The organism is Synechococcus sp. J7-Johnson (assembly GCF_024345795.1).
Taxonomy (GTDB): domain Bacteria; phylum Cyanobacteriota; class Cyanobacteriia; order PCC-6307; family Cyanobiaceae; genus Regnicoccus_A.
In genome coordinates, this window is sequence record NZ_JAGQBU010000008.1 from 23619 (window position 1) to 35965 (window position 12347).

Consider the following 12347-nt stretch of genomic DNA (forward strand, 5'->3'; position numbering starts at 1 on the left):
GCCCCGCCGCGCACGCTGAGGAGGGCCGCCGCCGATCCTGTGGATCATCAGGACCGCTTTGGTGATCCGCTATCGATCTTTGTGTGCATAGGTGATCCACAACGTCAGAGGAAAGGGGCCCGAAGGCCCCATGGGCCTCAGATCACCGAGACGGTGCAGCCCCGGGTGCCCTGCAGCTTGCGGGCGATCGCGAAGGCCTTCTCGGCGGGCACGAAGCGCATCTTCTTGACCGGCTTTCCGCGCCGGCCAAAGAACTGCTGCTCAAAGGGGTGGGCGCCGCCCTTGAGGCCATCGGGATAGAAGTGGACGATGACGCGGCGGATTTCGCAGCTGGGGGCAGAGGGTGTGGCCATGGCCTTGAGGTGAGGAACCCGATCTGGCCGCGCGGCCCGCGCAGGGAAGGCAGGGGGCGCGAAGCGCCTCGCGTCAGCCCTTGCCGAAGCGAGCAGGCCAGCGCAGCCTTCGGGTGCTTCTCACCGGGGCCGTGGCGGGCGCACTCCCCAGCGGTGCTGCCCTAACCGCGTTCGTCCATGGCTGCCGCCGATTCGGGGCAGCGGCGATCGTGCCCCAGCAGCCGACGTCAGAGGTGGTGAAGTTGCAGTTCTGGGCGCCTGACGGAACAGCTGGCTTTCAGCGCGCCCCTGTCTCCTGGCGCTCCACCTGAAGTCGTCCGCGAGCTGGTCAGAACCAGACGACCTCTGCTAGTACAGGTGTTCTCTTTGCTGGTGTCGCCGTGGCTGCTTCCCCGCCCCGCTCCCGCGGCGCCCGGCCGGCGCCCAACTCAACGGCAGACGATGACGGCTACGAGCAGTGGCCCTATCTCGATGAGGATGTGCTGGTGGCCAGCCGCAGCGGCAAGGTCTGCATGACCTGCCACTGGTTTCGCCATCACGCGGGGGTTGACTGCATCCCTCTGCTCACCTGCCAGCTGCACCAGGGTCTGCTGGCCCAGGGAGAGCACCTCACCAGCCGCTGCCAGGGTTGGACTGAGGACATGACGCGCCAGCGGGGCTGGTGCCCGGAGGTGGCATGAGGCGAAAGCGAACCGTGCTGATCTGTGGAACCTGCGCAGTCTGTGCTTTACGGCCACTCTCATCTCTTGGGCTGGGGGGAGCTTCATCAGGACACGCATCAGTTGATGCGTTGATCGAGCAAGCGCAGTACTGCCTGGGTGCGGTTGGCGACCCCCAGCTTCTGCATGATTCCGTGGCCGTGCACGCGCACCGTGCCAAGGCTGATGCCTAGAGCGTCAGCGATCTGCTGGTTGCTCCAGCCCTGCCCCATCGCCTTGAGCACCTCCAGCTCCCTAGGGGTGAGCAGCTCCAAAGCTGGGGTGTCCTGAAGGGTTCGATTGCCAGGCACTTCATTCAGGATTTGCCCGGGGGCGACCTGAGGGGACCCCAAGGGGAGCTCCAGATCCCGCAAAGCCGCTGTGGCCATGGCATCCCACCAGGATGCTCCCCGCAGCAGGGTTTCGATCGCCAGTTGCAGGTCGTGGGCCGAGACGCCTTTGCACACGTAGCCGCGGGCGCCCGTCAGGAGCAAGCGCCGACAGGCGGCGGGGTCCTCCTGGCTGGTAATCACCAGCACCGGTAGCTCCGGGTGATCACTGGCGATCCGCCGGCAGGTTTCTAGCCCCCCCAGCCCTGGCAGCCCCAGATCCAGCAGCACCACGTCCACCGCTTGCCGGCGCAGTAGTTCCAGGGCCTGTTCGCCGTCACTGGCGGTGAGAACGCCAGTGACCTGCTCAAAGGCGGCCAGGGTGATCTCCAGCCCAAGGCGAAACAGCTCGTCGTCTTCGACCACCAGGCAAAGGGCCATCTCAATCGTCCTTGGCCAGGATGGGCAGGTCCACCTCGATTACCGCCCCGCCCCCAGTCCGGTTGCGCAGAGAGATCGTGCCGCCATGGGCGCTGACGATCTGGCGGCAGAGGTAGAGGCCCAGGCCACTGCCCTGGCGATCTGCCGAGAGCCGGTGAAAGCGCTGGAACAGATTGGGAAGTTCCTGCTCAGGAACCCCGGGTCCATGGTCAATCACCTGGAGCCGGTGGGCGGAGCCCAAGCTCGCCAGAGTCACAAGGATCTGGCCGCCGCGCAGGCTGTGGTGGATCGCATTGAGCAGCAGGTTTTCGATCATCCGCCGCAGCTGCACGGGGTCGGCTACCAAGGTGTGCGCCTGCCGCTGGCCGCTGCCCATGAAGGTCAACCGAATCGTCAGCTGCCGTTCCTGGGCCAGGGCACTCACTTCATTGATCACCTCCTCTACGAGCTGGCTCAGATCCAGGTGCTCCAGGCTTAATCGCAAGCCCTCGGCGTCGTTCCCGTAGACCTCAAGCAGGGTCTGGATCTGGCGCAGCGCGCGGGTCTGGCCGCGCTCGATCGTAGAGATCGCCCGGCTCAGCAGCGCTCCATCGGGGCGTTGCTGCTCCCCCAGAAGCTTTGTGGTGGCGATCGTGCCGAGGATCGGGGTTTTGAGGTCGTGGGCCAGGGTAGCGACGAAGTCGCTGCGCAGATCCTCAACGCTAAGGCGCGCCTGGAGATCCAGCCGTTGACGCTGCAGGGCCTGAACCCGTAGGCATTGGCCCGCGGTGACGAGCAGGGCGCCGCAGACCAGAAGCCGGTTGACGACGACGGGCCCTTCCAGGGTCACGGGAGGAGGCAGCACCAGGTTGAGCAGGGTGAGCACGCAGACCAGCAGCGCGTAAGCCCAGAGCGTGCGCGCCGAAGCCGTGGTGCCCAGGCGCAGCATCGGGATCACGTAGAGCGTGCCGAACACAATGTCTTGCGGCGTCACGAATTCCAGGAGGGCGACGGCCAACGTCATCACCGACACCTGGCCGACAGCGGCGCTCATGAGTCCTATGTCCTTGGGTATAGAGCGCGTTGCCCGATTCATACCCACCGGCAGATGCGGACGCTCCAGCGCCCGCCGCAAAGTGACAGAGATCACCGCGATGGACGCTACCGCCCATGACCGACTGGTTTCAGGTTGTCATTTTTGTGGCTCTGGTCTGGGCCGCGGCACCTGTGCTGGGCAAGCACCTCTTTCAGGTTTTCGGCGACCAGCCCCAGCCTCGCTTCGATCGCTGGCTGACACCCGTGGAAAACGGGTTGCTGCGCTTCATCGGTGAGCGCGGTCGCCCGGCTGATCAGGCCTGGGATTATCTGCGGCCCCTGCTGCTCAGCAACCTGCTCTTCGGCCTGGTGGCCCTGGCCTTTCTCCTGTTCCAGCCCCCCTGGCTCAATGCCCAGGGGCTGCCGGCGATGCGCTGGGACACGGCCCTGCACACGGCGATCTCCTTTCTCACCAACACCGATCAGCAGCACTACACGCCGGAGCAGAGCCTCAGTGATCTGAGCCAGCTCGGGGCGTTGCAGTTCCTGTTCTTCACCTCGGCGGCCACCGGTCTGGCGGTGGGCTTCGCCTTCATTCGCGGGCTCTGCGGCCGCCCCCTGGGCAACTTCAACACCGACCTGATCCGCGGGATCACCCGGGTGCTGATCCCGCTCAGCTTCCTGTTCGCCCTGGTGCTGCTGGTCAACGGAGCGCCGATGACGCTGGCCGGCCCGGTCACGCTCAGAACCCTCGAAGGTGCCGATCAGATCCTGGTGCGCGGCCCGGTGGCGGGCTTCGAGGCGATCAAGCAACTCGGCGAGAACGGCGGTGGCTTCTTCGGCGCCAACTCCGCCCACCCGTTCGAGAACCCCAACCCGTTCACCAACCTGCTGGCGATGGTGGCGATGTTCGCCATCCCTGCCGCCACGATCGATGCCTTCGGCCGCTTCCTTGGCAACCGTCGCCAGGCCACGTTGCTGCTGCTGCTCGTGACGGTGCTGTTCCTGACGCTGGCGGCTGTGGCGATCAAAGCCGAGCAGGGGGGCAATCCCCTGCTGGCCGCCTGGCTCAGCGGCCCCAACCTCGAGGGCAAGGAGGTGCGGTTCGGCGCCGGCATCACCGCCCTGTTCGCCACGATCACAACGGGCTCGATGACCGGCGCAGTGAACGGATCGATGGATTCGCTGCTGCCCCTGGGGGGGCTGGTGCCGCTGTTCAACCTGTTCCTGCAGGTGATCTTCGGCGGCCAGGGCACCGGCGTGGCCTACCTGCTGGTGTTCCTGATCCTCACGGTGTTCCTCACCGGCCTGATGGTGGGGCGCACCCCCGAACTGTTCGGCCGCAAGGTGGAGAAGGGGGAGATCGTCTGGAGCAGCCTGATCCTGCTGATCCACCCGCTGTTCGTGCTGGTGCCGGCGGCGATCACCCTCGCCTACGCCCCCGCCCTCTCGGGCATCAGCAACCCGGGGTCCCACGGCATCAGCCAGGTGGTCTACGAGTACGCCTCGGCTTCCGCCAACAACGGCAGCGGCTTCGAAGGCCTGGGAGACGGATCGCTGTGGTGGAACCTCAGCACGATCGTCAGCCTGCTGGGGGGCCGCTACCTGCCGATCGCGGCCCTGCTGCTGCTGGCCGCCGGTTTCGCCCGCAAGACCAAGGTGCCGCCCGGCCCCGGCACCCTCGCCACCGATACCGGTCTGTTCACCGTGGTGACAGGGGTGGTGATCCTGATCCTTGGCGCGCTCACGTTTTTCCCGGTGCTGGCCCTCGGGCCGATCGCCGAAGCCTTTTCGCTGGTAGGAGCCCCATGACGACACTGCAACCGCCGATCTTTCCCCGCATGCCACGGGGTCGCCGCGACCAGCGGCGCTACACCGAGCGTCCCAAGAGCGATGGCCTGCTGGGTCGGGCCGTTGTGCAGTCGTTCGTGAAGCTCGACCCGCGCCTCACCGTGCGCAATCCGGTGATGTTCGTGGTCTGGTGCGGCACGCTTGTGACCCTGGCCGCCACGGTGGAGCCGCGCTTGTTCGAGCTCAGCCCCGAGGCGCCGGGCCGGGGCTTCAACGCCCTGCTCAGCCTGATCCTGCTGGCCACCCTGCTGTTCGCCAACTTCGCCGAGGCGTTGGCTGAGGGTCGTGGCAAGGCCCAGGCCGATGCCCTGCGTCGCACCCAGGCCAGCACCCAAGCCCGGCGGCTGCTGCCCGATGGCAGCGAATCGCTGGTGGATTCCAGTGCCCTGCGCCGGGGCGATCAGGTGCGTGTCAGCCAGGGCGAGATGGTCCCCGCCGACGGGGAGGTGGTCGATGGGGTGGCAGCGGTGGATGAATCGGCGATCACCGGTGAATCGGCCCCCGTGCTCAAGGAAGCGGGCTCTGATGTAGCCAGTTCGGTAACGGGCGGCACACGGGTGGTGTCCGATGAGCTGCTGATCCGGATCACGGCCGACCCCGGCAAGGGCTTCATCGATCGGATGATCGCCCTGGTGGAGGGGGCCGAGCGCACCAAAACTCCCAACGAGATCGCCCTGACTGTGCTGCTGGCGGTGCTCACCCAGGTGTTCCTGATCGCCGTGGCCACCCTGCCGCCGGTGGCCGCTTACATCGGCAGCCCCACTCCTGTGGTGGTGCTGGTAGCCCTGCTGGTGGCGCTGATCCCCACCACGATCGGCGGCCTGCTCAGTGCGATCGGCATCGCCGGCATGGACCGGGTGGCCCAGTTCAACGTGATCGCCACCTCCGGGCGCGCCGTGGAGGCCTGCGGCGACATCACCACCCTGGTGCTCGACAAAACCGGCACGATCACCCTCGGCAACCGCCTGGCGGAGGAGTTCCTGCCGGTTGGCGGCCACAGCGAGCGCGAGCTGGCCACCACCGCCCATGCCGCCAGCTGGTTCGACAACACACCGGAGGGCAAGTCGATCGTGCGCCTGGCCGAGAAGCTCGATGCCGTGACGACCCTGCCGATGGACACGGCCACGGGGCTGGAGTTCTCGGCACGCACGCGAATGAGTGGCACTGATCTGGCTGATGGCAACGAGCTGCGCAAGGGGGCTGTGGAGGCGATCAAGGGGTTCGTGCGCTCCCGGGGCGGCACGGTGCCAGCGGACCTCGATGGGGCCTATGAGCGGGTGTCACGGCTCGGGGGCACCCCCCTGGCGGTGTGCTTGAACGCCGAGATCCATGGGGTGATTTACCTCAAAGACATCATCAAGCCCGGCATGCGGGAACGTTTCGACCAGCTGCGGCGCATGGGCATCCGCAGCGTGATGCTCACCGGTGACAACGCCATCACCGCCGGGGTGATCGCCCGCGAGGCCGGCGTCGACGACTTCATCGCCGAGGCCACCCCGGAGGACAAGATCGCCGTGATCCAGGCGGAGCAACGGCTCGGGCGGCTGGTGGCGATGACCGGCGATGGCACCAACGACGCCCCCGCCCTGGCCCAGGCAAACGTGGGGGTGGCGATGAACTCCGGTACCCAGGCCGCCAAGGAGGCGGCCAACATGGTCGACCTCGATTCCGATCCCACCAAGCTGATCGACATCGTGACGATCGGGAAGCAGCTGCTGATTACCCGCGGCGCGCTCACCACCTTCTCGATCGCCAACGACGTGGCCAAGTACTTCGCGATCCTGCCAGCGCTGTTCGGCAAGGCGGGCCTGGCGCCCCTGAACCTGATGGGCCTGGCCAGTCCCCAGTCGGCGATTCTCTCGGCGATGGTGTTCAACGCCCTGATCATTCCCGCCCTGGTGCCCCTGGCTCTCAAGGGCGTGGCCTTCCGGCCGGCCACCGCTGATCAGCTGCTGCGGCGCAACCTGCTCGTCTACGGGCTGGGGGGCTTGGTGGTGCCGTTCATCGGCATCAAGCTGATCGATTTGGCCGTCTCCGCCCTGCGGCTGGTCTGAGCTGCCGCGCCATTCAGGCCGCTCCGCTCAGGCCGATCCGCGCCTGCTGCTGATCCACGCCCCCAACTGACTCCCCGCCAATCCATCACCCAACCTTCCCCGACCCATGGCTTCTTCGTCTGGTCTCCTGAGTAAACCGCTGTTCTGGCTGCCCCTGGTGCTGGCCCTGGGCACGGCATTGGCCGCACCCCTGTTCGGCTCCAGCCCCAGCCCTCTGCAGACCACCGCCCTTGCCCTGCTGCTCACCGGCACCGTGGTGCTCTCGGGCTATCTGTTCGTTGTGATCTTTCAACCGGAGCGTTTCTGATGTCCTTCCTGCGAGAGGGCTTCAAGGCCCTGCGCCTCACCGCCGCGCTCTGGCTGCTCACCGTGGTGCTCTACACCCTGCCGCTGCTGGCTGTGGGCCAGGGCCTGTTCCCCGCCCAGGCCAACGGCAGCCTGCTGCGCAACGAGAGTGGCCAGGTGCTGGGATCGACCCTGATCGGCCAGCCCTTTGCCTCCGATCGCTACTTCTGGAGCCGTCCGAGCGCCGTCGACTACAGCACCGGCAAGGCGGCACCGACCTCCGCCCCCAGCAACCTGGGCCCCACCAACCCTGATCTGGTGAAACGGATCAAGGACATGGCCGCTACCTACGCCCAGGCGGGCATCGCCAAGCCCGCCGCTGATCAGCTGTATGCCTCCGGTTCGGGTCTCGATCCCCACATCTCTCCGGAAGCGGCGCGTCAGCAGATCCCGAGGCTGGCCGCGGCCCGAGGAGTTCCTAGCAACCGGCTGGAGCCGCTGATCCAGCGCCACACCCAGGGCCGGTTCCTTGGCTTCATCGGTGAGCCGGGCGTGAACGTGCTGGCGCTCAACAACGCCCTCGATCAGATCAAGCCGTGATCCGCATGCTCGGGGGCCCGGGGCGGCACAAGCTGTTCATCGGTATGGCCCCCGGCGTGGGCAAGACCTTCCGCATGCTCCAGGAGGCGCAGGACCTCAAGAGGGAGGGGGTTGATGTGGTCATCGGGGTGCTCGAAACCCATGGCCGCCGCGATACGGCCCGCCAGGCCGAGGGGCTGGAGCAGGTGCCCCGCCGGCGCCTGGTGCACCAAGGGGTGACCCTTGAAGAACTTGATGTTGGGGCGATCCTGGCCCGCCGACCCCAGCTGGTGCTGGTGGATGAGCTGGCCCATACGAACGTGCCCGGCAGCGAGCGCCCCAAGCGCTGGCAGGACGTGGCGGTGCTGCTGGCCGCCGGGCTCGACGTGTATTCCACGGTCAACATCCAGCACCTGGAGAGCCTTAACGACCAGGTGGCCCAGCTCACCGGTGTGGTGGTGCGCGAACGCCTGCCCGATCGGGTGCTGCAGCAGGCCGAGGAGGTGGTGCTGGTGGATGTCACCCCCGAGACCCTGCAGGAGCGATTGCAGGACGGAAAGGTCTATGCCGCCGAAAAGGTGGACCAGGCCCTGGCCCATTTCTTCCGTCGCCCCCACCTGGTGGCACTAAGGGAGCTGGCGTTGCGGGAGGTGGCCGACCGGGTGGAGGAAGACGGCCCGCCGGCCAGGGGCCTGCGGGAGCGGGTGATGGTGTGCCTCTCCACCTACCCCGGATCAAACCGGCTGCTGCGCCGCGCCGCCCGCCTGGCGGGCTTCATGGATGCGCCGTTGTTGGCGCTCACCGTTCAGGACCCCGGCCACTTTCTCAGCAAGGAGGAGGCGGTGCGGCTTGAGGAGTCGATCCGGCTCTGCGAGGATTTCGGCGCCGAGTTCCTGCGCATCGACAGCGACGACGCCCTCGGCACCATCGCGCGAGTCGCCAGCGAACGCGGCATCACCCAGGTCGTGCTGGGCCAGACCCTGCGCTCCCGCCCCCAGGCGTTTCTGCGGCGCACGCTCTCCGAGAAGCTCCAGCACCGCCTCAAGGGCCAAGCGGTGGATCTGCACCTGATCTCGATCGACGCCAGCTCCCCCCAGGCGGAGTTGCCGGAGGATTCCAGGGGCGGCCGAGATCAGCGGATCTCGTAGTGCAGCCAGCGGCAATCGAGGTCGCCTGTACCGATCAACGACTGGCAGGGAACACCATCAACTCGGTGTTGTGGTCTGAACTGATGAGGAAGCCCTCATCGAAGCAAGGGCTCTCTCAATCAACACTGTCGTGGTAGCGATTAGTTAACCAAACTAGGTGAGCATCACGGCCACCTTGATCGTGATGGATAGCGATGATACGAAAGCGAAGCAGGTGATTTCCCGTGCCACCAGTGATCTGCACATGAAGATCCTCCAGCTTGTTGGAGCCGATTGATTGGTCTATCCCTCACAGATGCAGGGACACTGGCTTGGACTTGAGCTCATGCGTCCAAACATGCTGGAGCGGCTCCACTTGTTGCTGGAGTGGGTGGCCGTTTACGACGAGCGGGAGGGGGAGCTGGGCCGGGGCGACCATCGAGAGTGCTTCCTCTCCTACGAGGGCCCGCGAACGCACTGGATCGAGAGGCCCAGCCTGGATGCCCTCAGCGAAATTTCCTGGGATTGAACCCACAGTCCTCAGGCCTCGCTTCTCCAGCCACATCGATAAGGCCTTAACCCACAGCCGACCGCAAGTGGGGCGATCTCGTGAACTCGCTCCCTCGCCCGATCCTGGGTCCCGCCTGGAAGGATCACCAGCCGGCTGGATCCCACTGGGCCACGTCACCGCCAGCACCGAGGAGGAACGGTTTGCCGTACTGACAAGCAAAACAAGCGGATCTATCAATGAATCAGAGGCCTCGACCAGGGCAGCACCAACCAGTTCCCTGCAACCGGCCCAAGGGCGCCCGACACGGGGCGCCCTTCCCATTGGGTACCTGTTCAGCCTTCCTGCAGCTGCGCTGGTATGCCGGCCTTTTGCTCTTCTCCAAGACGGTGTCTGGCTTCCCCGGCAGCGTCATGCCTGGCCAGGTAGCCAGGCCTAGCGTTCGGGCAATGCCGCCGGGTGGGCCATGGCCGTGGTGAACCGCTGTGCGGTGGGGATCTACCCCAGCCAGAAACTGCTCGACTGGGCACGTCAGCTCGAGTTGGATGTGGATGTTGCCGGAGCCAGTGAGCCCTGCCTGTATCTGATCCCCGACTACGACACGCAAGAGGAGGCAGAGGAGATTCTCGAGGAGGTTTACGAGGCGATTTTCGAGGCCGAGCTCGATTACTGGCATCGCGACACTGCCACCTGGCCGGCGGAGCGCACCTACGCGGTGTTTCGGAAGTGGTTCGAGGTGCGCTTCTACCCCTTGATCCAGGACCTGGTGGGCGAAGAGATCACCGCCACCGAGCTGGATGAGGAGTTCATCGGTGAGCTGCGCACGGCGCTGGAGGGTCTGGAGCCGCGCCCCTGAGCGAGGCCAGAAGGGAAGGGCGACGGCCCTCAGACTGGGGTGATGCCCCTGAGCCCGCCCCCACTTGCCACGCTGTTGCTGGCGGTAGTGATGACCTTGGCGGCGACATCCCCGGCGGCGCTGGCCGACCCCGAGGTTCGCGCCACGGTGCTCTCGATCGGTGATGGCGACACGATCCGCGTGCAGCAAGGTGGCAAGCGGATCACGATCCGGCTGGCCTGCATCGATGCTCCGGAGATGGCCCAGTCTCCCGATGGTGCCAACGCCCGCCGCTATCTGCAGACCCGCTTGCGGCTGGGCTCCAGCGTGACCCTCAGGCCCCAGACGGTTGATCGCTATGGGCGCACCGTGGCCGAGGTGATCGGGGAGGTGAACCTCAACCTGGCGTTGGTGGAAGACGGCATGGCGTTCGCCTACCGGAAGTACCTGGGCCAGTGCGACGCCAAGGAGTACCTGGATGCCGAGTTCCGGGCCTCCCGCAGCCGCACCGGGGTGTGGAGAGTGCCGGGCGGCATCACACGCCCCTGGGACTTCCGCCGCGGCAGAAGCTCGGGGCGATTCGTCAGTGGCACCACGTCGATTCCTGGTGGCCGGAGGTATCGCTGCAGTGAGATCGGCTCCTTTGCACGCGCCCAGGAGTTGCTCCGCCAAGGGCACACGTATCTGGATGGGAATGGTGATGGCGAGGCCTGCGAAAGCCTCCGCTGACGGGACGGACACCCGTACTTTTTTGCTCTGGTCACCAACAGCCTGATCGTTATGGTCCAGCTGATTGATGCATCAACACCATGGCCCTCACCGGATCTGACCTGCTCGCCAAAGTCAAGGAGCTGGGTGATGCCTCCAAGTCCGATCTGGTGCGAGCTGCCGGCTATGTGAGCACCAAGAAGGACGGCAGCGAACGGCTGAATTTCACGGCCTTCTACGAGGCCCTGCTGGAGGCCAAGGGCGTCAGCCTCGGAGACGGTGGTGGCAATGGCAAGGGGAAGGCGGGCCGCAGCTTGAGCTATGTGGCCAAGGTGCAGTTCAACGGCAACCTGCTGGTGGGCAAGGCCTACACCGGCCTGCTTGATCTCAAGCCGGGCGATGAGTTCGAGATCAAGCTGGGTCGCAAGCAGATCCGCCTCGTGCCGGCTGGCGGGGCTGACGAGGAGGAGTGAGGGGCAGCTCCGCTGGATTCACTGTGGTGACCAAGGCTTCAATCCCCCCTGTAGTTCCGGCTTCGGCGAGGCCTCCTGGAGATTGGTGCCTCACGGGATTGCCCCGGCGCTGTGGGCCGGCGGGGTATGGGGAGCGAAGCCAATCGCGCACACAGGCCTGAAGCCGCGTGGCTGTCCCATGCTGGAGGCCGCCTCGATGCGTTCCCTTCATGCCACGCCATCGTTACCGCCAGGATCCGTTGCCGCTGGGAGCGGAAGCCCCGCCTGCTGAGGTGTTCGGACCGGAGCAACCGAACCCGCCGGGCTTGCAGGTGGCGGAGCAGGGTCAGTTGGGGGTGGTGCCGCTGGGGCCGTTGTTCGATGGGCAGAGAGGGAACGAAGACAGAAACGAGGCCTGAGCAGCACCATGGCTGACCTCACGATCACCACCCAGGACGATCTGCCAGGCCCCGGTGACGATCGTCCCTATGTGATGTTCGTCAATCAGACCGAGTACGGAATCGGGAAGTTTCTGCGCACCAACGTGCTCTCGGCACGGCCCGATCTCAAGCGGTTCACCTCGATCCGCTTCCGCATGAATTTGAAGCGGCATCCGAGCGACAGCGCTGGGGAGGTCGTGCTGGCCCTGCTGGAGGCGATGGATCTGGATCCACCCCTCTCAGTGTTCTGCAGCGACATCCACCTGGAGATGGAGGGCTACCCGATCGAGGAGGGCTGCACGATCGAAGTGCCGCTGCTTCCGCCTGGTCGGCGGCCTCCGGCCAAGGGTTTCAGCTGAGGCGGCTAAAGCGGCGGGTTTCCGGGCTGAAGCTCCAGGTTGGCCACATTCACCTGGCTGCTCTCGCCATCGGCCCAGACGACGGTGGCCAGCACCAGGGAGCTGCCAGGGCTGATCGGGGCGATCGCCGTCACCGTGCCCCTGGCAAACGGCCCCACGCTGGTGGGGGCCGCCGGGCCGGTGACCATCGCGGTGGACTGCAGGAAGGCACGCGTGAGGCGCACGGTGTCACCGATCTGCAGGGGCGTCGCCACGGCATCAGTTGCAGGCCTCCCATCCTCGCTGGGGTTGCGAGGAGCGGCCGATACCGTGGG

At 66.1% G+C, this 12347-nt stretch carries 16 protein-coding genes and 1 pseudogene; 13 read left to right on the top strand and 4 right to left on the bottom strand.

Going from position 1 to position 12347, the window contains the following annotated elements; genetic code table 11:
* Window positions 1-137: 137 nt before the first annotated feature.
* Window positions 138-353 (bottom strand): hypothetical protein, encoded by a 216-nt coding sequence (locus KBY93_RS05860; RefSeq protein ID WP_255093329.1) that lies wholly within the window; start codon window positions 351-353, stop codon window positions 138-140.
* 80 nt (window positions 354-433) lie between these two features.
* Here KBY93_RS05860 and KBY93_RS05865 point away from each other — a divergent pair, with 80 nt between their 5' ends.
* Window positions 434-664, top strand: coding sequence for a hypothetical protein (locus tag KBY93_RS05865; RefSeq protein ID WP_255093331.1), 231 nt, complete (start codon window positions 434-436; stop codon window positions 662-664).
* Window positions 665-733: 69 nt separating this feature from the next.
* Window positions 734-1033, top strand: coding sequence for a galactose oxidase (locus KBY93_RS05870; RefSeq protein WP_255093333.1), 300 nt, complete (start codon window positions 734-736; stop codon window positions 1031-1033).
* Between the two features lie 98 nt (window positions 1034-1131).
* On the opposite strand, the gene KBY93_RS05875 is transcribed toward KBY93_RS05870, so the two are convergent.
* Window positions 1132-1821, bottom strand: coding sequence for a response regulator transcription factor (locus KBY93_RS05875; RefSeq protein WP_255093334.1), 690 nt, complete (start codon window positions 1819-1821; stop codon window positions 1132-1134).
* A 1-nt stretch (window position 1822) separates the two neighbouring features.
* Window positions 1823-2854 carry a sensor histidine kinase KdpD gene (locus tag KBY93_RS05880; protein ID WP_255093336.1) on the bottom strand — a complete coding sequence of 344 codons (1032 nt, stop codon included), beginning with the start codon at window positions 2852-2854 and terminating at the stop codon, window positions 1823-1825.
* 116 nt (window positions 2855-2970) lie between these two features.
* Here KBY93_RS05880 and kdpA point away from each other — a divergent pair, with 116 nt between their 5' ends.
* From kdpA to KBY93_RS05935, 11 genes and pseudogenes are all read left to right on the top strand, one after another.
* Complete coding sequence (gene kdpA / locus KBY93_RS05885; protein WP_255093338.1) at window positions 2971-4647, top strand: potassium-transporting ATPase subunit KdpA; 1677 nt, start codon at window positions 2971-2973, stop codon at window positions 4645-4647.
* Window positions 4644-6740, top strand: a complete 2097-nt coding sequence (gene kdpB / locus KBY93_RS05890; RefSeq protein ID WP_255093339.1) for a potassium-transporting ATPase subunit KdpB — start codon at window positions 4644-4646, stop codon at window positions 6738-6740. Before kdpA ends, kdpB begins: the two co-directional genes overlap by 4 nt.
* Before the next feature lie 106 nt (window positions 6741-6846).
* Window positions 6847-7047 carry a potassium-transporting ATPase subunit F gene (locus tag KBY93_RS05895; protein ID WP_255093341.1) on the top strand — a complete coding sequence of 67 codons (201 nt, stop codon included), beginning with the start codon at window positions 6847-6849 and terminating at the stop codon, window positions 7045-7047.
* Window positions 7047-7625: a K(+)-transporting ATPase subunit C gene (gene kdpC / locus KBY93_RS05900; RefSeq protein WP_255093342.1), complete on the top strand. Its 579-nt coding sequence runs from the start codon at window positions 7047-7049 to the stop codon at window positions 7623-7625. The genes KBY93_RS05895 and kdpC overlap by 1 nt, the downstream gene beginning before the upstream one ends.
* A gap of 5 nt (window positions 7626-7630) precedes the next feature.
* Complete coding sequence (locus KBY93_RS05905) at window positions 7631-8752, top strand: sensor histidine kinase KdpD (protein WP_255093421.1); 1122 nt, start codon at window positions 7631-7633, stop codon at window positions 8750-8752.
* A gap of 79 nt (window positions 8753-8831) precedes the next feature.
* Window positions 8832-9110 (top strand): annotated as a pseudogene (locus KBY93_RS05910) (NAD-binding protein); the annotation flags it as partial.
* Window positions 9111-9705: 595 nt separating this feature from the next.
* Entirely contained in the window at window positions 9706-10095 is a 390-nt protein-coding gene (locus KBY93_RS05915; RefSeq protein WP_255093343.1) for a hypothetical protein, read from the top strand.
* Window positions 10096-10137: 42 nt separating this feature from the next.
* A complete protein-coding gene (locus tag KBY93_RS05920) occupies window positions 10138-10803 on the top strand; it encodes a thermonuclease family protein (RefSeq protein WP_255093344.1) in 666 nt (221 codons plus the stop codon).
* Between the two features lie 80 nt (window positions 10804-10883).
* A complete protein-coding gene (locus KBY93_RS05925) occupies window positions 10884-11255 on the top strand; it encodes an AbrB family transcriptional regulator (protein WP_255093345.1) in 372 nt (123 codons plus the stop codon).
* A gap of 209 nt (window positions 11256-11464) precedes the next feature.
* Window positions 11465-11653, top strand: a complete 189-nt coding sequence (locus KBY93_RS05930) for a hypothetical protein (RefSeq protein ID WP_255093346.1) — start codon at window positions 11465-11467, stop codon at window positions 11651-11653.
* Between the two features lie 8 nt (window positions 11654-11661).
* On the top strand, window positions 11662-12033 hold the full coding sequence (locus tag KBY93_RS05935; protein WP_255093347.1) for a hypothetical protein: 372 nt from the start codon (window positions 11662-11664) through the stop codon (window positions 12031-12033).
* A gap of 5 nt (window positions 12034-12038) precedes the next feature.
* Here the strand turns inward: KBY93_RS05935 and KBY93_RS05940 are convergent, their stop codons facing one another.
* On the bottom strand, window positions 12039-12287 hold the full coding sequence (locus KBY93_RS05940) for a hypothetical protein (RefSeq protein WP_255093348.1): 249 nt from the start codon (window positions 12285-12287) through the stop codon (window positions 12039-12041).
* Between the last annotated feature and the right edge of the window lie 60 nt (window positions 12288-12347).

Bases quoted from the DNA above. Each gene is read 5' to 3' on its own strand.
- KBY93_RS05860 (WP_255093329.1), bottom strand. From the start codon at position 353: ATGGCCACACCCTCTGCCCCCAGCTGCGAAATCCGCCGCGTCATCGTC.
- KBY93_RS05875 (WP_255093334.1), bottom strand. From the start codon at position 1,821: ATGGCCCTTTGCCTGGTGGTCGAAGACGACGAGCTGTTTCGCCTTGGG.
- KBY93_RS05880 (WP_255093336.1), bottom strand. From the start codon at position 2,854: ATGAGCGCCGCTGTCGGCCAGGTGTCGGTGATGACGTTGGCCGTCGCC.
- kdpA (WP_255093338.1), top strand. From the start codon at position 2,971: ATGACCGACTGGTTTCAGGTTGTCATTTTTGTGGCTCTGGTCTGGGCC.
- kdpB (WP_255093339.1), top strand. From the start codon at position 4,644: ATGACGACACTGCAACCGCCGATCTTTCCCCGCATGCCACGGGGTCGC.
- KBY93_RS05895 (WP_255093341.1), top strand. From the start codon at position 6,847: ATGGCTTCTTCGTCTGGTCTCCTGAGTAAACCGCTGTTCTGGCTGCCC.
- kdpC (WP_255093342.1), top strand. From the start codon at position 7,047: ATGTCCTTCCTGCGAGAGGGCTTCAAGGCCCTGCGCCTCACCGCCGCG.
- KBY93_RS05905 (WP_255093421.1), top strand. From the start codon at position 7,631: ATGCTCGGGGGCCCGGGGCGGCACAAGCTGTTCATCGGTATGGCCCCC.
- KBY93_RS05915 (WP_255093343.1), top strand. From the start codon at position 9,706: ATGGCCGTGGTGAACCGCTGTGCGGTGGGGATCTACCCCAGCCAGAAA.
- KBY93_RS05920 (WP_255093344.1), top strand. From the start codon at position 10,138: ATGCCCCTGAGCCCGCCCCCACTTGCCACGCTGTTGCTGGCGGTAGTG.
- KBY93_RS05925 (WP_255093345.1), top strand. From the start codon at position 10,884: ATGGCCCTCACCGGATCTGACCTGCTCGCCAAAGTCAAGGAGCTGGGT.
- KBY93_RS05930 (WP_255093346.1), top strand. From the start codon at position 11,465: ATGCCACGCCATCGTTACCGCCAGGATCCGTTGCCGCTGGGAGCGGAA.
- KBY93_RS05935 (WP_255093347.1), top strand. From the start codon at position 11,662: ATGGCTGACCTCACGATCACCACCCAGGACGATCTGCCAGGCCCCGGT.